Genomic DNA, 18603 nt, shown 5'->3' with positions numbered 1-18603 from the left:
GTTTCCCCGGGAGCGGGCGAGATCGACGTTCCCGAACGAGAGGTGTTCGATGATCGGCCCTCGGCAGGCGGGTGACCGGCGGTCAGCCCGCCGGACATTGCTCCCCGGCCTCGTGGTGCTCGGCGTGCTCTTCCTGCCGTCGTCCACGGCGGGTTCGGCGGGACCGACGATCAAGGACGAGACCTTCGTCACCGCGGAGACCGGCGGGCTTCTGCACATCGAGGCGGGGGAGTGTTTCACCGACCCGGCCTACTCCCCGGAGGCGGGCGAGGTCGTCGTCCTCTACACGCCCTGCAAGGAGCGGGCGGCCAACCAGTCGTACGGCTTCGTGCACGCCCCCGACGGTGAATGGGATCCGGCCGCGCTGACCGTGTTCGCCAGGGAGAGTTGCAGGCGGGGGTTCGACGGCAACTGGAGCGGCGCGTCGGCCTCGGGTCTGGACTTCTACCCGGTCATGCCGACCAGGAAGACCTGGGCGGGCGGCGACCGCGACGTCATGTGCGTGGTCTACAGCCCGCAGGGGCCGATGGACGGCTCGGCGCTCCCCATGGCGAGTTGGTGACCGAGGGGGCGTCCGTGAGGCTCCCCGGCGCACTGCGAACTTCCTGGCCTCGCCGCACCGCCGGATAAAGCCGCACTGCCGGATAAAGGTCGGTAAATCAGCCCACCGATGTGCGGGACAACTCGATATCTGTGGAAATCCTTAGCGCCGGTGTACCCAGTATCAAGGCTGTCGCCCTGTCGTACCTGAAGCATGAGCACACCCAGGAGGTCCCCCATGACCACCCCGCAGCGGATCTCACTCTGGCATGACGTGCTCGCCGTTAGCCGAAGCATCAGGCTCAGCATGGCGTCGCCGGAGACCCGTGCCAAACGTGCCTACGAGATCTTTCCGCCGAGCACCTGGACCGCGCTGAACGAGCACAGTTCGTACCTCAATTTCGGCTACTGGCGTGATGGGCCCGACACGCTCGACGACGCGTGCGAGGCGCTGGCGGAGAAGCTGGGGGACGCCGCGGGCTTTCGGGAGGGCGATCGCATTCTCGATGCCGGGTTCGGATACGGCGACCAGGACTTCATGTGGTTGGAGCGGCACAATCCAGCGAAGATCGTCGGATTGAACGTGACGCCGACGCATGTGCGGATCGCTCAGGAGAAGGCCCGCGCCCGTGGTCTGGATGATCGGCTGATCTTCCAGGAGGGGTCGGCGACCGCGATGACGTTCGAGCCCGGCAGCTTCGACCGGGTGGTCGCCCTGGAGTCGGCCCTGCATTTCCGGACCAGGGACGAATTCTTCCGCCAGGCTCACCACATCCTTCGACCGGGCGGGGTGCTCGCGACGGCGGATGTCGTGCCGTTGAAAGTCGACAACGGCGGCCGCCGAGAGCTTTTCTCCACTTCGGTCCCCGAAGAAAACCTGTACGACGGCAATGAGTATGTCGCCCGCCTCCGGGCCGCCGGATTCGCCCATGTCCAGTTGACCTCCATCCGTGACCACGTTTACGAACCGTGGTGCAAATGGGCGGAACGGAAGCTGGACGACCAGGCATTTCAGCAGAAGGTCACCTGGGTCTACCGCCGCTGGTTGCATCGCGAGCTGGCCGACGACACGCGTATGCGGCAGAAGTTCGCCGGCTTGGACTACGTCATCGTCGTCGCCGAGAAGTCGATGTGAGGGCCGGAACACCGGATGTCGGCCCGAGAAGCCAGAAGGCCGCCAAGGCTCCCGAGCTGGGACTTTGGCGGCCGTTTGCCGTGATCGGCCCATAGATGTCATGGGCGATGGTGGACGATACAGGGATTGAACCTGTGACCTCTTCCGTGTCAGGGAAGCGCTCTCCCGCTGAGCTAATCGTCCGCATGGGAAGGACCAGAGGTGGAGACGGGATTTGAACCCGTGTAGACGGCTTTGCAGGCCGTTGCCTCGCCTCTCGGCCACTCCACCGGAGTGAGAGCCCGAAGACCCTTCGAGCGGAAGACGGGATTCGAACCCGCGACCCTCACCTTGGCAAGGTGATGCTCTACCACTGAGCCACTTCCGCGTGTTTCCTCCGGGTTTCGTACCCGGTGGCGACGAGAGAACTCTAGCGGGTTTTCCCGGCGGTTGTGTAACCGCGCGTTCAGCCGCCGGCCCCGTGGCCGTCGCGCGAATCCGCCGGCCGGCACCCGTCCGCGGACTCCCACACGGTGCGGATCCAGGCCGGGCATCCGGCCAGGTGGGCGTTCAGCCCCCTCGTTCAGCCGTCCTGCTCGGCCGGGCGGCGCAGCTGGCGCGTGACCACGCGCTCCACGGCGGGCAGGGTGAGGAAGATCTCCAGGATGCGGGTGAGACGGTGCACCTCGATGCGGTGGAAGGCGGGACCGTCGGCGCGGGCCAGCAGGAAGGTGAGGGCGAGCGGGGGCAGCGGGGCGGCGATCACATGCAGGCCGGAGTCGAGGGTGAAGGCCCTCGGACGGGCGGGGGTGTCGTCGGGGAAGGGCACCTGCTCGGGGGCGCGCCAGCTGGAGTGGACGACCGTGCGCGGGCTCTTCTCGGTCGCCGCGGCCGCCCAGTCGGCGCTGAACAGCACGGGCATGGAGTCGATCAGGGTGGCGAGGGCGCGGTCGCCCGCGGTGGTGATGTATTTGAGGATCTCCAGCTCCGGATAGGTCCCCGGCGCCTCGCGCGTGCCCCAGATGCCCTCGATCCTCACTCCCGGAACGCTCTCCAGCCCTTCGACCAGGCTTTCCCTGGGGGCTGAGTCGGGCCAGTAGACGGTGATGTCGTCCAGCGCCTGGCCCTCGCCCCGTTCGAGGACGACCACCTGGGTGATGTCGGCGCCCGCGACACCGAGGACACGGGTCACCTTCCCCAGCGAGCCCGGCTGGTCGGGCAGCGCGATCCGCAGTCGCAGCAGCATCCGCGGCCTCCCATGTCACGTTGGTCCACGCATGGACACAATACCCAGCGACGATTCGTCCCGCTCGTCGCGGTGCGGTAGAAAAGCCAGGTGGAGTCGTTGAAGCTGGGATCACTGGAGGTGTGGCCGCCGGTCGTCCTCGCCCCGATGGCAGGGATCACCAACGCGCCCTTCCGCACCCTGTGCCGGGAGCAGGGCGGCGGATTGTTCGTCTGCGAGATGATCACGACGCGGGCGCTGGTGGAACGCAACCCCAAGACCTTGAAGATGATCCGGTTCGAGCCCGAGGAGAGCCCCCGCAGCCTCCAGCTGTACGGGATCGACCCGGTGACCGTCGGCAGGGCCGTCCGCATGATCGTGCAGGAGGACCTCGCCGATCACGTCGACCTCAACTTCGGCTGCCCGGTGCCCAAGGTGACCCGCAAGGGTGGCGGCTCCGCGCTGCCGTACAAGCGGAACCTGTTCCGGTCGATTCTGCGCGAGGCCGTGGGCAACGCGGGGACGCTGCCGGTGACCGTGAAGATGCGCAAGGGCATCGACGACGACCATCTGACCTACCTGGACGCCGGGCGGATCGCCGTCGAGGAGGGCGTCTCCGCGATCGCGCTGCACGGCCGCACCGCGATCCAGCACTACGGCGGCACCGCCGACTGGGAGGCGATCGCGCGGCTCAAGGAGAGCGTGACGGAGATCCCCGTGCTCGGAAACGGCGACATCTGGAGCGCCGCCGACGCGCGCCGCATGATGGACGAGACCGGCTGTGACGGCGTCGTCGTGGGCCGGGGCTGCCTGGGCCGCCCGTGGCTGTTCGCGGACCTGGCGACCATGTGCGAGGGCGGGGAGGGGCGGCGCAGGCCCCTGCTGGGCGAGGTCGCCGCGACGATGGACCGGCACGCGACCCTGATGGTCGACTGCTTCGAGAGCGAGCGGCACGCGGTGGTCGACTTCCGCAAGCACGTCGGCTGGTATCTCAAGGGCTTCACCGTCGGTGCCGCCCTCCGCCGCCGCCTGGCCACCTCGGAGAGCCTGTCGGACCTGCGCGAGGGGCTCGCCGAACTCGACGCCGCCCAGCCGTGGCCCGACGGCGTGGACACCCCTCGGGGCAAGACCAACCCGCGCGACCGCGTCCAGCTGCCCGCCGGGTGGCTGGACGACCCCTATGATCTCGCGGTTCCCAGCGCCGACGCCGAGAGCGACACCTCGGGCGGCTGACGCCGACGGCGAGCCGGGTCTCCGACAGAGTCATCTGCGGTCCTCTGCGGTCCTGCGCGGTCCTCGGTGGCCCTCGGTGCTCCTCGGTGTCGGCGCGGCCCGTCACACCGGGGGCCGGGGCGGAACTCCGGTCGTCACGGGGCCGTGCTCGGAGGCGTCGGGGCGGCGCTCGGACGGCACCGGGAGATTCCGCTTGGGCCGCGAGCCGTGTCACGCCCTCGTTCCCGGGTACTCCGAGTCGTGTGAACGTGTGGGGCAAAAGAGATGACATGGTGGTCCACGGCAGCGAGCCGTACAACGCCGAGGCGCCGCCGGGCGCCCTCGCCGATCACATCCTCACCCCGCTCGACACCTTCTACAGCCGCAACCACGGCCCCGTCCCCGACCTGGATCCGACCTCCTGGCGTCTCACCGTGGACGGTCTGGTCGAGCGCCCGCTGACGCTGTCGCTGGAGGAGCTGCGTTCCGAGTTCTCCGAGGTCACGCTGGTGGCGACCCTGCAGTGCGCGGGCAACCGCCGTGCCGATCTGGTCGAGGTCCGCGACATTCCCGGTGAGGATCCGTGGGGGCCAGGAGCCACCTCGACCGCGCGCTGGAGCGGTGTCGGCCTGGCCGAGGTCCTCGCCCGCGCCGGGCTGCTTCCGAGGGCCGCGCACATCGCCTTCGCCGCCCCCGACGTCTCCGAACTCGCCGATCCCGCCCAGCCCTACGGTGCCTCCATCCCGGTGTCCAAGGCCATCGGCGGAGACGTCCTGCTGGCCTGGGCCATGAACGACCGGCCGCTGCCCAGGGCCCACGGCGCCCCGCTCCGCGTCGTGGTCCCGGGCTGGATCGGCGCCCGCAGCGTCAAGTGGCTCCAGCGTGTCACCGCGCGGGAGGAGCCCTCCGACAACTACTTCCAGGCCGTCGCCTATCGCCTGCTGCCCTCCGGGGCCGATCCCGCGAAGGCGGGGCCCGGTGACGGTATCTCCCTGGGGCCCGTCGTCCTCAACACCGCGATCCTGAGCCCCGGCGACGGCGCCCGCACGCGGCCGGGCCTCACCCGGATCACCGGCTACGCCTACGCGGGGGACGGCCGTACCGTCGCCCGCGTCGACGTCTCCCTCGACGGGGGCGAGACCTGGACGCAGGCGGACCTCGGGGAGCAGGTGGGCCCCTGGGCGTGGCGGCACTGGCACGCCGTCGCCGAACTGGGGGAGGGCGAGACCGTGATCGTCGCCCGCGCGTGGGACAGTGCCGGTGCCACCCAGCCGGAATCGCCCCGGCACGTGTGGAATCCCAAGGGGTACGCCAACACCTCCTGGTCCCGCGTCCGCGTCACCTGCGCTCCCTGAGGGGACACACGGGGATGTGTCGGGCCGCACGCGCCGCGTCGCCGTGGGCGAACGCGGCCGATGATCGGCCCGGGGCGATCGGGCGGCACGTGTCAAGGGCGGGCCAGGTCGCGGCGGAGGTGTTCGGCGGTGAAGGAGCCGGGCTCGTCGAGGAGGCGGGACGGCGTGCCCTCGAAGATCACGGTGCCGCCCTGGTCGCCGCCGTCGGGGCCGAGGTCGACGACCCAGTCCGCCTTCTTGATCACGTCGAGGTTGTGCTCGATGACGATGACCGTGTTGCCGCCGTCCACCAGGCTGTCCATGATTTTGATCAGGTGCTCGACGTCCGACATGTGCAGCCCGGTCGTCGGCTCGTCCATCACGTAGACGCTGCCCTTCTTGTGGAGTTCCCCCGCCAGCTTGATCCGCTGGCACTCGCCCCCTGACAGGCTGCTGAGCGGCTGACCGAGCCTGAGGTAGCCCAGGCCCACCTCGTTCAGCGTCTCCAGGACGCGCAGCGGTCTCGGCTCGGTGAAGAACTCCGCGGCCTCGCCGATCGTCATCTCCAGCACGTCGGAGACGGACCTGCCGCGCAGCGTGTGCCTCAGGATCTCGGGCCGGAACCGCCGTCCCCGGCACACCTCGCACACGGATGTGATCGCGTCCATGAACGCCAGGTCGGTGTGGATGACCCCGAGCCCCTGGCATTCGGGGCAGGCGCCTTTGGAGTTGAAGCTGAACAGCGCGGGGCTGACTCCGCCCGCGGCGGCGAAGAGCCCGCGGATCTCGTCCATCAGCCCGGTGTAGGTGGCCGGGTTGGAGCGGATCGAGGTGCCGACCGCGGCCTGGTCGATCACCACCGCCTTCGGATGCTCGGCGAGGAACACCTCGTTGACCAGGGTGCTCTTGCCCGATCCCGCGACCCCGGTGACCACGGTGAGCACCCCGGTGGGAAAGGACACCGTGACGTCTTTGAGGTTGCGCGCGGTGGCCCCGGTGACGGTGAGCGCGCCGGTCGGCTCCCTGAACGACGCCTTGAGCGGCGGATTGCGGCGCAGATGCCGTCCGGTGAGGGTGCGGGCGCGCCGCAGGCCCTCGACGCCGCCCTGGTAGACGATCTCACCGCCGTGCGTCCCGGCGCGTGGCCCGACGTCCACCACGTGGTCGGCGACCTCGATCACGTCGCGGTCGTGCTCGACGACGAGTACGGTGTTGCCCTTGTCCCGCAGTTCGCGCAGCAACTCGTTCATGCGCGTCACGTCGCGCGGGTGCAGTCCGATGGTCGGCTCGTCGAAGATGTACGTCATGTCGGTCAGGCTGCTGCCCAGGTGCTTGACCATCTTGATCCGTTGCGACTCCCCGCCGGAGAGGGTGGGCGTCGGCCGGTCCAGGCTGAGGTAGCCCAGGCCGATGGTGACCAGGTGCCGCAGCCGCTTCAGGATCGCCGGGACCATCGTCGCCGCGACCGGGGCGTCGATCTCCGCGATCACGCCGACCAGGTGCCGGACCTCCATCGCGGCCAGCTCGGCGATGTTGCGCCCGCCGATCCTGCAGGCGAGCGCGGCCTGGTTGAGCCTCGCCCCCGCGCACAGCGGGCAGGTGCGCACCGAGGCGAACGCCGCCATCGCGTCCCGGCTCGCCCTGCCCTCGACGTCCCGCCTGACATGGAGCCGGTCGAACCTCTCGACCACGCCCTCGTATCTCTGCGGGGGCGTACCGCCCCGCTCCTCGAAGGTGACGTCGGCCTCGCTCCCGTACAGCAGCGTGTCCCACTCGGCCTCGGTGTAGTCCGCCAGCGGCCTGTCGTTGTCGAACAGCCCCGAGTGGGCGTAGATCTTCCACTGCCAGTTGCCGGCCCGGAAACCCGGCAGCAGGATCGCTCCCTCGTTGAGCGACTTCGTCCGGTCGAAGGCGAGGTCCACGTCCAGGGCGATCTTCCGGCCCACGCCTTCGCACTCCGGGCACATCCCGGCGGGGTCGTTGAAGGAGAACGCGTTGGAGTAGCCGGTGAACGGCGTGCCGGCGCGCGAGTAGAGCAGCCTCAGCAGCGGGTGGATGTCGGTGACGGTGCCGACGGTGGAGCGGGAGTTGCCGCCCAGTCGCCGCTGGCCGACGACGACGGCGGCCGAGAGGTTGCCGATGGCGTCGGCGTCCGGTTGGCCGTGGTGGGGCAGGCGGTTGCGGGCGAAGGAGGTGAAGGTCTCGTTGAGCTGGCGCTGCGACTCGGCGGCGATCGTGTCGAAGACGATGGAGGACTTGCCCGATCCCGAGACGCCGGTGAAGACCGTGATCTGCTTCTTGGGGATCCTCAAGGAGACGTTCTTGAGGTTGTTCTCCCGGGCTCCCGTTATCTCGATGTGGCTCATTTCAAGCACGCTATCCACGGTTTAGGTCAGATCCTGGCCGCGATCGGTGGCATCGTGAACGACATGGCGGACACCACGGGACGGGTGCTGAGACTGCTCTCGCTGCTGCAGGCGCATCGGGAGTGGCCGGGCCCCGAGCTGGCCGAGCGGCTGGAGGTCAGCCCGCGCACGCTCAGACGCGACATCGACCGCCTGCGCGAGCTGGGCTATCCGGTGCACGCGACCACCGGTCCCGCGGGGGGATACCGGCTGGAGGCGGGCACCGCCATGCCGCCGCTGCTTCTCGACGACGAGGAGGCCGTCGCGATCGCGGTGGGCCTGCGTACGGCGGCGAGCGGCACGGTCGCCGGGATCGGGGAGACCTCGGCCCGCGCCCTGGCCAAGCTGGAACAGGTCCTGCCCTCCCGGCTGCGCCTGCGCGTGCACACGCTGCAGACGCAGACGCATCCGGTCGCGCCGATCTGGGCGGTGCCCACGGTGGAGGCGGACACCCTCGCGCTGCTGGCCAGGACCTGCCGGGACCGGGAGCGGATCCGCTTCGGCTACCGCCGCCGCGACGGGCAGCAGGGCGGCCGGATCGCCGACCCGTACCGGCTCGCCTCCACTGGGCGGCGCTGGTATCTCGTGGCGTGGGACATCGGCAGACAGGACTGGCGGACCTACCGGGTGGACCGGCTCACCTCACCGCTGGGCACCGGCGTGCGCTTCCCGCCGCGCGAGCCGCCCCCCGGCTATGTCGAGGAGTCGATCGTCGCCCCCATCAGCCGCCACCGGGCGGTGGTCGTCGTGCACGCACCGGCGGCCGTGGTCGCCGAGCGCTTCTCCGGACCCGGCTGGGTGCTGGAGGAACTGGACGAGCACAGCTGCCTGCTGCGCACCGGCGGCGACTCGCTGGAGTGGCTGGCGCTCACCGTCGGGCAGCTCGGCCTGGACTTCACCGTACGGGAGCCGCCGGAGCTGATCGACCACATCCGGACGCTGGCCGCCCGCCTTCAGGCCTCGACGGAGCCGCCGCTGCGCCAGTAGACGTTGCTCTCCCTGCTGAGCATGCCCTCGTCGACCAGGTAGCGGCGCAGGGCCGCGTAGTCGTCGTGGAAGGCGCGCAGCGCGACGTTGACCTCCTTCTCCGGGTAGCGGACGCCCGGCTCGAAGACCTGGACCACGTAGTCGAGCACGACCAGTTGCTTGTCGCGCTTGGTGGGGATCGCCCGCAGTCGTCCCTCGACGAGGAAGGACTGCAGGACCCTCTCCTCCGGGGAGGCCGGGGTGGCGGGTCTCGCCGTGGCGTGCAGCAGCTCACGGAAGCGCTCGCGCCGTACCTCCCACTCGCCGTCCTCTCCCCGTACGGCCAGCCCGCCGCGTTCCAGGCGGTCCAGCGCGCGCCTGACCGCCTCCCTGTCGAGTCCGGACTCCTCTTCCGGCTTGCCGCCCAGCACCAGGGCGGCCAGCACCTTCAACGTGTCTTCCTGGTACAGCAGGCCCAGCACCTGCCTGATCGCTTCGTCGCTCATCCGGTCATTCTTCTCGGTCCCGTCTGATATTTCTGCGCGCACGGACGGTCTTCCTCCGCCGAGCGCCCCTGCCTGCGCCGGCAGGGACGTGGCGAGGGACGGTTCAGAGGCGGTTCAGGCCGATGACGTGGACCACCGCGCGGCCCTCCTCGTCGGAGGCGGCGAGGTCCACCTGCGCGTCGATGCCCCAGTCGCCGTCGCCCGCGGGGTCGGAGACGACCTGGCGGACACGCCAGAACTCCTTCTCCTCCTCGATGCGGAGCAGGCCGGGGCCGCGGGCGTCCGGGCCGGTGCCGATCTCCTCGTGGTCGTCGTAGTAGGCGTCGAGCGCGGCGCCCCAGTCGACGTCGGGTGCCAGCTGCGCCAGCTCCTCCTCGTTCTCCAGGGCGGCGAGCTCGATGAGGCGGAACATCGCGTTGCGGACCAGCACGCGGAACGCGCGGGTGTTGGCGGTGACGGGCTTGGTGCTCTCCTCCAGCGAGGGCGCCTCCACCTCCCCGGTCGGGTTCTGCAGCTGCTCCCACTCGTCCAGGAGGCTGGAGTCGACCTGGCGGACCAGCTCGCCGAGCCACTCGATGAGGTCGACCAGGTCCTCGGTCTTGAGGTGCTCGGGGATGGTCCGCGACAGGGTGCGGTAGGCGTCGGCGAGATAGCGAAGCACGGTGCCCTCCGAGCGGTTCAGCTCGTAGAACTGCACGTAGTCCGCGAAGGTCATCGCCCGCTCGTACATGTCGCGGACGACGCCCTTGGGGCTCACCGTGTAGTCGCCCACCCAGGGGTGGCCGCGCCGGTAGGTCTCGTACGCGCCGAGCAGCAGGTCGGCGAGCGGCATCGGATAGGTGACCTCGGCCAGGCGCTCCATCCGCTCCTCGTACTCGATGCCGTCGGCCTTCATCAGCGCCACCGCCTCGCCGCGCGCCTTGTTGAGCTGCGCGGACAGGATCTGGCGGGGGTCGTCGAGGATGGACTCGATGATCGAGACCATGTCCAGGGCGTAGTTCGGCGACTCCATGTCGAGGAGTTCGAGGGTGGCGAGCGCGAAGGTGGACAGCGCCTGGTTCAGCGCGAAGTCCTCCTGCAGGTCGACGGTGAGACGGGCCATCCGGCCGTGCTCGTCGGGCTCGCTCAGCTGCTCCACCACGCCTCCGGCCAGCAGCGACCGGTAGATCGCGATGGCCTGGCTGATGTGCCGCCGTTGCCACTTGCGGTCCTCGTGGTTGTCGGTGAGCAGGTGGCGCATGGCCGCGTAGCAGTCGCCCGGCCGGTTGATCACCGCGAGGAGCATGGCGTTGCTGACCTTGAACCGGGAGTTCAGCGGCTCGGGCTCGGCGGCCTGCAGCTTCTCGAAGGTCTCCTCGCTCCAGCCGACGAAGCCCTCCGGCGGCTTCTTGCGGGCGAAACCGCGCCGCCGTTTGGGATCGTCGCCGATCTTGGCCAGGGCCTTCTCGTTCTCCACGACGTGGTCGGGGGCCTGGCAGACGACGTAGCCGATGGTGTCGAATCCGGCGCGCCCGGCCCGCCCGGCGATCTGGTGGAACTCGCGGGCGCGCAGTCGCCGCACCTTGGTGCCGTCGTACTTCGACAGCGCGGTGAACAGCACGGTCCTGATCGGGACGTTGACGCCGACGCCGAGCGTGTCGGTGCCGCAGATGACCTTGAGCAGGCCCGCCTGGGCGAGGCGTTCCACCAGGCGGCGGTACTTCGGGAGCATCCCGGCGTGGTGCACGCCGATGCCGTGCCGCACCAGCCGGGAGAGCGCCTTGCCGAACCGGGTGGTGAACCGGAAGTGGCCGATCATGGAGGCGATCGCCTCCTTCTCGGCCTTGGTCGACATGTTGATGCTCATCAGCGCCTGCGCCCGCTCCATGGCCGCGGCCTGGGTGAAGTGGACGACGTAGACGGGATATTGGTTGGTGGTGAGCATCTCCTCCAGCGTCTCGTGGAGAGGGGTGAGCCGGTAGGAGTAGACGAGCGGGACCGGGCGCTCGGCGTTCTTCACCACCGCGGTGGGCCTGCCGGTGCGCCGGGTCAGGTCCTCCTCGAACCTGGTGACGTCTCCGAGGGTCGCCGACATCAGAATGAACTGGACGTTCGGCAACTCCAGGAGCGGCACCTGCCAGGCCCAGCCGCGGTCCGGCTCGGAGTAGAAGTGGAACTCGTCCATCACCACCTGGCCGATGTCGGCCGCGGCGCCGTCGCGCAGCGCGACGTTGGCGAGGATCTCCGCGGTGCAGCAGATGATCGGCGCCCCGGGGTTCACGCTCGCGTCGCCGGTCATCATCCCGACGTTCTCGGTGCCGAACACCGCGCACAGGTCGAAGAACTTCTCCGACACCAGCGCCTTGATCGGCGCGGTGTAGAAGGTGCGCACGTCCCTGGTGAGCGCGGTGAAATGGGCTCCGGCGGCGACCAGGCTCTTGCCCGAGCCGGTCGGGGTGGCCAGGATCAGGTTGTTTCCCGACACCACCTCGATAAGAGCCTCCTCCTGCGCCGGGTAGAGGGTCAGCCCTCGCTCGGAGTTCCATTCGACGAAGGCGTCGAAGATGGTGTCGGGGTCGGCGTCGATCTCTTCTGGCAGGCGGTCTACAAGGCTCACGGTTCAATACTGCCGAAGAACTTGAGGTGGTCGGACCGGAGGCGGTCGCGGATCGCCTTACATTCCAGGTAAAGTGCGTAACTTTGTGTAGTTATGGCTGCTTTTCCCGACATGAATGCTGATCAAATTAGATGACCACGCCGTCGGCTCGTCGGCCCGGCACACTCGGTACGCCCCGGCGCCCACGAGAGGGGAGGGCGCGGCGGGAGGAGCCGGTGAGCGCCAGACCCGCCACGATCGCGCCCGCCCCGAGCAGGGACGCCGTCCCCGGCACGAAACCGTTCACCGTGAACGTGAGCAGGCCCAGCCCCACCAGCGCGGTGGCCAGCAGGATCCTGACCGTCCCGCCGGTGTACGGCCCCGTCGCGGGAGGCGTCTCGAACCTGGCGAACCCCCGGAGCAGCGGCCACATCGCCAGGGCGAGCATGAGCAGCCAGTGGGGCCAGCCGGACAGCCAGGCCGACGTCCCCGGCTCGGGAGTGGAGATGCCCAGACCCACCACGACCACCGAGACGATGACGAACAGCGCGCTCATGTGCCACAGGTAGAGGGTCATCATCCGGCAGCCGGCCCAGTCCAGAGCCCGAGAGACCCCCGGCCACTCCGCGAAGGAGACGATCCACCGGCGCAGCGCCAACGCGAGCCCGATCTGGCCCACCCCGACCGAGAGCAGCGCGACCGTGGGGGGCGCCATGTTGGAGACGGAGGCCCCCGGCATCCCGATCATGCTGAGCGGGTAGGGGCCGAAGGCCGTGAGCGCCGCGCCCAGACCGTACCCGGCCAGGGCCAGGACCCAGGGACGGCGCAGCCGGCCGTCGACATAGAGGAAGCCGAGCTGGTGCACCGCCAGCCAGACCAGCACGATGTTGGGGAGACCGGCGATGTCCAGGCCGCTGGTGAAGCGCAGGACGTCCACCGCCACGGCCCCCGCCGCCAGCGCGACCGGCACCCGCCAGCCGTACACCATGTTGAGCCTGAGCATCGGCGTCGTCGCCGCCACCGCGACGAGATAGATCGCGAGGAACCAGAGCAGCTGCCCGGCCAGCCGTGAGGCCGTCATGACCGGCTGCTCGGGAACGCCGAGCGCGAGGAGCAGGTGGGGCAACGGCAGCCAGACCGCCGCCAGCGGGACCACCGGCCAGGCCAGGCGGCGCAGGCGTCCCGCCAGCCACGCGGGGGTCGCCTCGCCGCGCCTCGCCGCGCTCCGCCGGCTGATCGCGTTGGCCGCGCCCCCCGCGAAGAACACCAGCGGCATCACCTGGCTGAACCACGTGATCATCCATCCGTTCCCCACGGCCAGCGCGTTACCGGTGGAGATCCGGCCGTCGGCGAAGGAGAGCAGCGGCATGCTCCAGTGCTGGAGCACCACCAGGACCATGCCGAACACGCGGAGCACGTCGATGAACGGGTCGCGCGCGGCGCGCGCGGAGGCCGGGCGAGGCGCCGTACGGGGGAGCGGGACGGCTGTCACGGGCGCGGTCGCCACCGAGTTCGCGGGAGCCGACGCCGCGGTCGCCGCCGCGGTCACGGGTCGCGGCGCCGTCGGAGACACCGACGTAGGCGCTGCGGGAGGCGCTGCCGAACCAGGGATCACGGCGGTCAAGGGGATCTCGATTCTCAGGGAGGAAGATCTCCGAAAGGAGGATCTCGGGGAGGGAGGGCGAAAATCGCGGGTGTGACGAGCGGGTGTGACGAGCAGGTGTGACGATGGGAAAAGCCTCCCGCCAGGAGCCCGGCGGCACAGTGACGCGCGCAGCAGTCTTCTCGCCCGATCTCCCCACCGTCCCGGGTAGTGCTGGCCCCACCCCGGTACGCGGGCACACAGGGTCGATCGACGGGGCCGGCCCTCGTAGCGTTGGCGCCATGAGAACCCTTCTCGGCCGCATCGGCACCGACACCCGCTACCTGATCGTGGGTTTCCCGCTCTCCGTCATCTGGTTCGTCCTGATGGTGGCCGGCTTCGCCGCGGGGATCGGCACGACCGTCGTGTTCGTGGGGTTGCCCATCCTCGCGACGACCCTCCTGGTGGCCAGGGGGTTCGCCGACGTCGAGCGGCGCTGGCTGCCCGAGGTGCTCGGCCGTCCCGTGGCCCGGCCGAGATATCTGCCCGCCCCGGAGAGCGCCGGATGGTTCCGCAGGATGATCAACCCGCTCACCAACGGCCAGTCGTGGCTCGACCTGCTCTACGGCGTCGTGGTCTTCCCGATCTCCATCGTCACCTTCGTGCTGGCGACGGTCTGGTGGGCCGGGACGATCGCCGGTCTCGCCTACCCGCTCTACGGGTGGATCATCTACGCCATCCCCGGCAACGACGGGGGACTGGGCAGGCTCCTCGGCCTGGGTGACAGCCTGTGGGTCGATGTGATCATCAACACCACCATCGGCGTGCTCTTCGCCCTCACCCTCCCGGCGATCGTGCGGGGCGCCGCGCTCGTCCAGGCCGGGCTCGGCAGGGCGATGCTGACCGGGGTGGCCGAGCTGCACGAGCGCATCGACGACCTGGCCGAGGGCCGGGCCGCCGCGGTGTCGGCCGAGGCCAACGCGCTGCGCCGGCTGGAGCGCGACATCCACGACGGGCCGCAGCAGCGCCTGGTCTCCCTGGCGATGGACCTGTCGCGGGCCCAGCGCCAGCTCAGGCGCGACCCGGGGGCCGTCGAACGGATGCTCGGCGAGGCCATCACCTCCACCCGCGACACCCTGGACGAGCTACGCGCCCTGTCGCGCGGCATCGCCCCGCCGATCCTCAGCGACCGCGGCCTGGCCCCGGCGCTCGCCGCGCTCGCCGGCCGGTGCACCGTCCCCGTCGAGCTGGACGTCCAGGTCGTGGGGCGCTTCCCCGCGGCCGTGGAGAACACCGTCTACTTCGTCGTCGCCGAGTCCCTCACCAACGTCGCCAAGCACAGCCAGGCCACGATCTGTACCGTGACGCTGAGCAGGACGGGGGACTTCCTCATGCTGACAATCGGGGATGATGGGGTCGGCGGCGCCCATGTCGCCAAGGGACATGGCCTGTCGGGGCTCGGGGACCGTCTGAAGGCGGTGGACGGCGAGCTGGCGGTCGACTCACCCGTCGGAGGGCCGACGGTCATAGTGGCGGAGGTTCCGTGCGGGTAGTTGTGGCCGATGACGCGGTGCTCATCAGGGAAGGCCTGATCAGGCTCCTGGAGGAGTTCGGCTGCCAGGTGGTCGCGGCGGTGGGCGACGGCGACCGCCTGGTGGAGGCCGTCGCGGAGCACCGGCCCGACGTCTCGGTGGTGGACGTACGAATGCCGCCCGGCTTCACCGACGAGGGGCTGCGGGCGGCGGTGGAGGCGCGCCGGAGGGTTCCCGGCGCGCCGGTGCTGATCCTGTCCCAGTACGTGGAGGTGTCCTATGCCGACGATCTGCTCGCCGACGCCAGGGGCGCGGTGGGATACCTGCTCAAGGACCGCGTCGTGGACGTGGACGACTTCATGGGAGGGCTGCGCACGGTCGCGGCCGGAGGTACGGTCTTCGACCCCCAGGTGGTGGCACAGCTGATGGTGCGACGCCGCCGCGACGATCCTCTCGCCCAGCTCACCCCGCGAGAGCGCGAGGTGCTCGGCCTGATGGCCGAGGGCAGGTCCAACCCGGCCATCGGCCGTCAGCTGGTGGTCAGCGACGGGGCCGTGGAGAAGCACATCCGCAGCATCTTCGCGAAGCTCGGTCTGTACGCCGAGGACGGTGACCAGCACCGCCGTGTCCTCGCGGTCCTGGCCTACCTGCGTTCCTGACACACCTTCCCGCACCCGTGCTCCCGACCGCGAGGAGGAAAAGTGATCTCGGTCTTCGGCAGTGCCAACATGGATCTCGTGGCCTACGTCGACGTCGCCCCCGCGCTCGGCGAGACCGTGACCGGCCGTGCCTTCCGCACGGTGCCCGGTGGCAAGGGCGCCAACCAGGCCGTCGCCGCCGCGCGGGCGGGAGCCGCGGTCGCCTTTCTCGGCGCGGTGGGCGACGACGCCTTCGGGATTGAGATGCGGCGTACGCTCACCGAGGCGGGGGTCGACGCGACCCACCTGCGCACGGTCCCCGGCCCCTCCGGCATCGCCCAGATCGTGGTGGACGGCGACGGCGGCAACTCGATCATCGTGGTCCCCGGCGCCAACGGGACCGTGACCGCTCCCTCGGAGGCCGAGATCGAGGTCATCTCCCGCTCCGACATGCTGCTTCTGCAGCTGGAGCTCCCCATCGAGGCCGTCACCGCGGCCGCCAGAGCCGCTCGCGCGGCCGGAACCACCGTCGTCCTCACCCCCGCGCCCGTCCAGCCGCTCCCCGCGGAGCTGCTGGAGGCCGTGGACATCCTGGTGGCGAACGAGCACGAGGCCTCGGCGATCACCGGCCTGGCCGACCACGAGGCAGCCCTGGAGAAACTGAGGGGCGAGGTCGGATGGGTGATCATCACCCTGGGGGCGCGCGGCGCGCTCACCGCCTCGGGCGACGGGCCCGCGGTGCGCGTCGAGGCCCCCACGGTGGCCGTGGTGGACACCACGGCCGCGGGCGACACCTTCGTGGGAGCCCTCGCCGCGGCTCGCGTCGAGCGGCAGCCCGTCGAGCGGGCCGTCCGCTTCGCCACCGCGGCCGCGGGCCTGTCCGTCCAGCGCGCGGGTGCCAGCACCTCGATGCCCACCCGCGCCGAGATCGACGGAAGCCTAGCCGCTGATGAGGGAGGTCTCTGACAGCGTGAGCAGGAACGCCCCCGCGGCGAGCAGCGCGATCGGCCAGGAGCGGCTGATGGCGGACCAGATCGTGGCGGCCAGGAAACAGACCAGGGCGAGCAGCACGAGAACGTCCACGAGAATCCTCCAAAGGGTCATCCCAGACGATCATCGTCCGGGGCAAGCCCTCACTGCCCCGCGGTCGGCGGAGGTAACACACCGCGCTTCTGTTTCACCGGAATGACGATTTCCGTCGCCCCTTTTTTATTCATATATCCGTTTATGCGCTTTCCCAGAGGGCTGCGGCGGTCTCCGCGCAGACGATGTCCTGGGCAACGGTGCCGCCACTCACGCCGACCGCGCCCACCACCCGGCTCGCCCGGCCCGCCCCGTACCCGTCGCCTGACCCTCCGAGCGGCACACCCCCGCCGAAGCACACGTACCGATCACCCGCCAGACCGTACAACTCGCCTCCCGGCAGGACCAGCGGCGCGAGGTCGGCGGTCGGCATGCGGTGGGCGAGAGCGGTGTACGCCTTGCCGGGGGCGAGGACGGATCCGGTGATCCGCGCGCCGTCCATCCGCTGGAACGCGACCAGGTCCCCGCCCGCGTCGACCACGGCGACCGAGACGAGCGCCCCCTCCCGCGCGGCCTGCCGCACCGCGGCCTCACACATGCGCAGTGCGAGTTCCAGGTTCACCGGTCTCCCCACCGTCTCCAAACCGTCTCGAAGGTCGTCGGCGTGGACGGCCGGGTGCGCGTGCGCCGCCGTTCTGGTGATGTGAGGTGTCATAACGATGCGACGCCCGCGAGGGCCTTTCGGAGGACCGGAGCGGGCCGGGACCGTCGTCCCGTAAGGGAAACGGCACCGCGGGGCGACACCGGAATCTCGGATAGGATCTGGCGTCTCGTGCGCCCGATCCGACCGACGATGGAGGAGCCGATGCGGGTCCACGACCTGTCCGCCGGGGGTGACGTGCTGGCCCGCGTGCACGATGTGGCCCGCGTGGCGACGCGGATCCACGGCCTGCCCGACGCCGAGGTCACCCTGGTCAACGTGTCGGAGAACGCCACCTACCGGGTGGATGATCCGGTCTCGGGCACGCGTTCCATCCTGCGGGTGCACCGGCTCGGCTATCACTCCACCCCGGCGATCCTGTCGGAGCTGTCCTGGCTGGAGGCGCTTCGTGAGCAGGCGGGGATCCGCACCCCCCGGGTGATCCCGGCTCCCGACGGTTCCAGGGTGCTGACCGTCCCGGGCCCCGAGCCGCGCGACTGCGTGATGTTCGAGTTCCTGCCCGGCACAGAGCCGTCCCAGGACGATCCACTGCCCGGCTTCGAGCGGCTCGGCGCCCTCACGGCGCGGATGCACCGGCACGCGCGCGGGTGGTCCCCGCCCGAGGGGTTCACCCGTTTCCACTGGGACTACGAGGCCGCCCTCGGCGCCGAGTCGCGGTGGGGCCGCTGGCAGGACGGCCTGGGGATGGACACCGAGGCGCGGGCCGTGCTGGGGCGGTTGGACAAGGAGTTGCGCGAGCGGCTCCACCGCTTCGGCCGCGGCCTCGGACGCTACGGCCTGATCCACGCCGACCTGCGCGCCGCCAACCTGCTCGTGGAGGGTGAGAACCCGCCCGGCGTCATCGACTTCGACGACTGCGGCTTCGGCTGGTATCTCTACGACCTGGCCGCCGCGGTCAGCTTCGTCGAGCACCGCCCCGAGGTCCCCGAGCTGATCGACGCGTGGGTGCGGGGCTACCGGACCGTCCTGGACCTCCCGGCCGAGGACGAGGCGGAGATCTGGACGTTCGTGATGTTCCGCCGCCTGCTGCTCGTCGCCTGGATCGGCACCCACACCGGTGCCGACATCGCCGCTGAACTCGGCGCCGGCTACACCGAGGGCACCTGCGAGCTGGCGGAACGCCATCTCGGCGGCTCGCTCCGCTGACCCTGCTTGCCGGCTGCCCGTCGGCTGTGCGACTCGCCGGGCGACGCGAGAGCGTCGGTCCGTGCGTCATGAGACGTCGGTGAC

Annotated in this window: 16 protein-coding genes and 3 tRNA genes; 9 read left to right on the top strand and 10 right to left on the bottom strand. The window is 70.2% G+C overall.

The genetic code is table 11. The annotated features are described in order from the left end of the window. Positions 1 to 49: 49 nt before the first annotated feature. Together AB0B96_RS07665 and AB0B96_RS07660 are read left to right on the top strand one after the other, a co-directional pair. On the top strand, positions 50 to 562 hold the full coding sequence (locus AB0B96_RS07665) for a hypothetical protein (RefSeq protein WP_362897093.1): 513 nt from the start codon (positions 50 to 52) through the stop codon (positions 560 to 562). 216 nt (positions 563 to 778) lie between these two features. After that, positions 779 to 1675, top strand: a complete 897-nt coding sequence (locus AB0B96_RS07660; RefSeq protein ID WP_362897092.1) for a methyltransferase domain-containing protein — start codon at positions 779 to 781, stop codon at positions 1673 to 1675. Between the two features lie 108 nt (positions 1676 to 1783). Here AB0B96_RS07660 and AB0B96_RS07655 read toward each other — a convergent pair. The 4 genes from AB0B96_RS07655 to AB0B96_RS07640 form a co-directional block, all read right to left on the bottom strand. Then, positions 1784 to 1858: transfer RNA gene (locus AB0B96_RS07655), tRNA-Val, on the bottom strand. 16 nt (positions 1859 to 1874) lie between these two features. Beyond that, positions 1875 to 1945, bottom strand: a tRNA-Cys gene (locus AB0B96_RS07650). Between the two features lie 25 nt (positions 1946 to 1970). After that, positions 1971 to 2042, bottom strand: a tRNA-Gly gene (locus AB0B96_RS07645). Positions 2043 to 2237: 195 nt separating this feature from the next. Next, positions 2238 to 2900, bottom strand: coding sequence for an amino acid-binding protein (locus AB0B96_RS07640; protein WP_362897091.1), 663 nt, complete (start codon positions 2898 to 2900; stop codon positions 2238 to 2240). 90 nt (positions 2901 to 2990) lie between these two features. Between AB0B96_RS07640 and dusB the strand changes: the two genes are divergently transcribed. After that, entirely contained in the window at positions 2991 to 4112 is a 1122-nt protein-coding gene (dusB, locus tag AB0B96_RS07635) for a tRNA dihydrouridine synthase DusB (RefSeq protein WP_362897090.1), read from the top strand. Between the two features lie 269 nt (positions 4113 to 4381). Next, positions 4382 to 5446 (top strand): sulfite oxidase, encoded by a 1065-nt coding sequence (locus tag AB0B96_RS07630; RefSeq protein WP_362897089.1) that lies wholly within the window; start codon positions 4382 to 4384, stop codon positions 5444 to 5446. A 92-nt stretch (positions 5447 to 5538) separates the two neighbouring features. Here AB0B96_RS07630 and AB0B96_RS07625 read toward each other — a convergent pair whose 3' ends face one another. Continuing rightward, positions 5539 to 7791, bottom strand: a complete 2253-nt coding sequence (locus AB0B96_RS07625; protein WP_362897088.1) for an excinuclease ABC subunit UvrA — start codon at positions 7789 to 7791, stop codon at positions 5539 to 5541. Positions 7792 to 7854: 63 nt separating this feature from the next. Between AB0B96_RS07625 and AB0B96_RS07620 the strand changes: the two genes are divergently transcribed. Beyond that, complete coding sequence (locus AB0B96_RS07620) at positions 7855 to 8817, top strand: YafY family protein (RefSeq protein WP_362897087.1); 963 nt, start codon at positions 7855 to 7857, stop codon at positions 8815 to 8817. Here AB0B96_RS07620 and AB0B96_RS07615 read toward each other — a convergent pair. The 3 genes from AB0B96_RS07615 to AB0B96_RS07605 form a co-directional block, all read right to left on the bottom strand. Next, positions 8784 to 9302: a DUF2087 domain-containing protein gene (locus AB0B96_RS07615; RefSeq protein ID WP_362897086.1), complete on the bottom strand. Its 519-nt coding sequence runs from the start codon at positions 9300 to 9302 to the stop codon at positions 8784 to 8786. The genes AB0B96_RS07620 and AB0B96_RS07615 overlap by 34 nt on opposite strands. A 103-nt stretch (positions 9303 to 9405) precedes the next feature. Next, complete coding sequence (locus tag AB0B96_RS07610) at positions 9406 to 11898, bottom strand: DUF3516 domain-containing protein (protein ID WP_362897085.1); 2493 nt, start codon at positions 11896 to 11898, stop codon at positions 9406 to 9408. A gap of 127 nt (positions 11899 to 12025) precedes the next feature. Further along, positions 12026 to 13426 (bottom strand): acyltransferase family protein, encoded by a 1401-nt coding sequence (locus AB0B96_RS07605; protein WP_362897084.1) that lies wholly within the window; start codon positions 13424 to 13426, stop codon positions 12026 to 12028. Positions 13427 to 13761: 335 nt separating this feature from the next. Between AB0B96_RS07605 and AB0B96_RS07600 the strand changes: the two genes are divergently transcribed. From AB0B96_RS07600 to AB0B96_RS07590, 3 genes are read left to right on the top strand one after another with little or no spacing between them, the layout of a single operon-like run. Beyond that, the gene (locus tag AB0B96_RS07600; RefSeq protein WP_350943784.1) at positions 13762 to 15012 is read left to right on the top strand and encodes a sensor domain-containing protein; all 1251 of its coding nucleotides are present in this window, start codon (positions 13762 to 13764) and stop codon (positions 15010 to 15012) included. Beyond that, positions 15003 to 15650, top strand: a complete 648-nt coding sequence (locus tag AB0B96_RS07595) for a response regulator transcription factor (RefSeq protein ID WP_350943783.1) — start codon at positions 15003 to 15005, stop codon at positions 15648 to 15650. Before AB0B96_RS07600 ends, AB0B96_RS07595 begins: the two co-directional genes overlap by 10 nt. A gap of 42 nt (positions 15651 to 15692) precedes the next feature. Continuing rightward, positions 15693 to 16595 carry a ribokinase gene (locus tag AB0B96_RS07590; RefSeq protein WP_362897083.1) on the top strand — a complete coding sequence of 301 codons (903 nt, stop codon included), beginning with the start codon at positions 15693 to 15695 and terminating at the stop codon, positions 16593 to 16595. Here the strand turns inward: AB0B96_RS07590 and AB0B96_RS07585 are convergent. Both AB0B96_RS07585 and AB0B96_RS07580 read right to left on the bottom strand, forming a co-directional pair. Next, complete coding sequence (locus AB0B96_RS07585) at positions 16569 to 16712, bottom strand: hypothetical protein (protein WP_350943780.1); 144 nt, start codon at positions 16710 to 16712, stop codon at positions 16569 to 16571. The two genes, AB0B96_RS07590 and AB0B96_RS07585, sit on opposite strands and share 27 nt — an antisense overlap. A 142-nt stretch (positions 16713 to 16854) precedes the next feature. Beyond that, positions 16855 to 17274, bottom strand: a complete 420-nt coding sequence (locus AB0B96_RS07580; RefSeq protein WP_350943779.1) for a heme-binding protein — start codon at positions 17272 to 17274, stop codon at positions 16855 to 16857. Positions 17275 to 17517: 243 nt separating this feature from the next. Here AB0B96_RS07580 and AB0B96_RS07575 point away from each other — a divergent pair, with 243 nt between their 5' ends. Further along, positions 17518 to 18519: a phosphotransferase gene (locus AB0B96_RS07575; protein WP_362897082.1), complete on the top strand. Its 1002-nt coding sequence runs from the start codon at positions 17518 to 17520 to the stop codon at positions 18517 to 18519. Positions 18520 to 18603: the final 84 nt, after the last annotated feature.

It is taken from the genome of Streptosporangium sp. NPDC049046 (assembly GCF_040649155.1).
Lineage (GTDB): Bacteria > Actinomycetota > Actinomycetes > Streptosporangiales > Streptosporangiaceae > Streptosporangium.
Note: the sequence above shows the minus strand (reverse complement) of the source record. Positions and strands in the feature narration are given on the sequence as shown.

What these genes read in the sequence shown, in the direction of transcription:
- AB0B96_RS07665 (WP_362897093.1), top strand. Translation starts at nt 50, where the DNA reads ATGATCGGCCCTCGGCAGGCGGGTGACCGGCGGTCAGCCCGCCGGACA.
- AB0B96_RS07660 (WP_362897092.1), top strand. Translation starts at nt 779, where the DNA reads ATGACCACCCCGCAGCGGATCTCACTCTGGCATGACGTGCTCGCCGTT.
- AB0B96_RS07640 (WP_362897091.1), bottom strand. Translation starts at nt 2,900, where the DNA reads ATGCTGCTGCGACTGCGGATCGCGCTGCCCGACCAGCCGGGCTCGCTG.
- AB0B96_RS07630 (WP_362897089.1), top strand. Translation starts at nt 4,382, where the DNA reads ATGGTGGTCCACGGCAGCGAGCCGTACAACGCCGAGGCGCCGCCGGGC.
- AB0B96_RS07625 (WP_362897088.1), bottom strand. Translation starts at nt 7,791, where the DNA reads ATGAGCCACATCGAGATAACGGGAGCCCGGGAGAACAACCTCAAGAAC.
- AB0B96_RS07620 (WP_362897087.1), top strand. Translation starts at nt 7,855, where the DNA reads ATGGCGGACACCACGGGACGGGTGCTGAGACTGCTCTCGCTGCTGCAG.
- AB0B96_RS07615 (WP_362897086.1), bottom strand. Translation starts at nt 9,302, where the DNA reads ATGAGCGACGAAGCGATCAGGCAGGTGCTGGGCCTGCTGTACCAGGAA.
- AB0B96_RS07600 (WP_350943784.1), top strand. Translation starts at nt 13,762, where the DNA reads ATGAGAACCCTTCTCGGCCGCATCGGCACCGACACCCGCTACCTGATC.
- AB0B96_RS07575 (WP_362897082.1), top strand. Translation starts at nt 17,518, where the DNA reads ATGCGGGTCCACGACCTGTCCGCCGGGGGTGACGTGCTGGCCCGCGTG.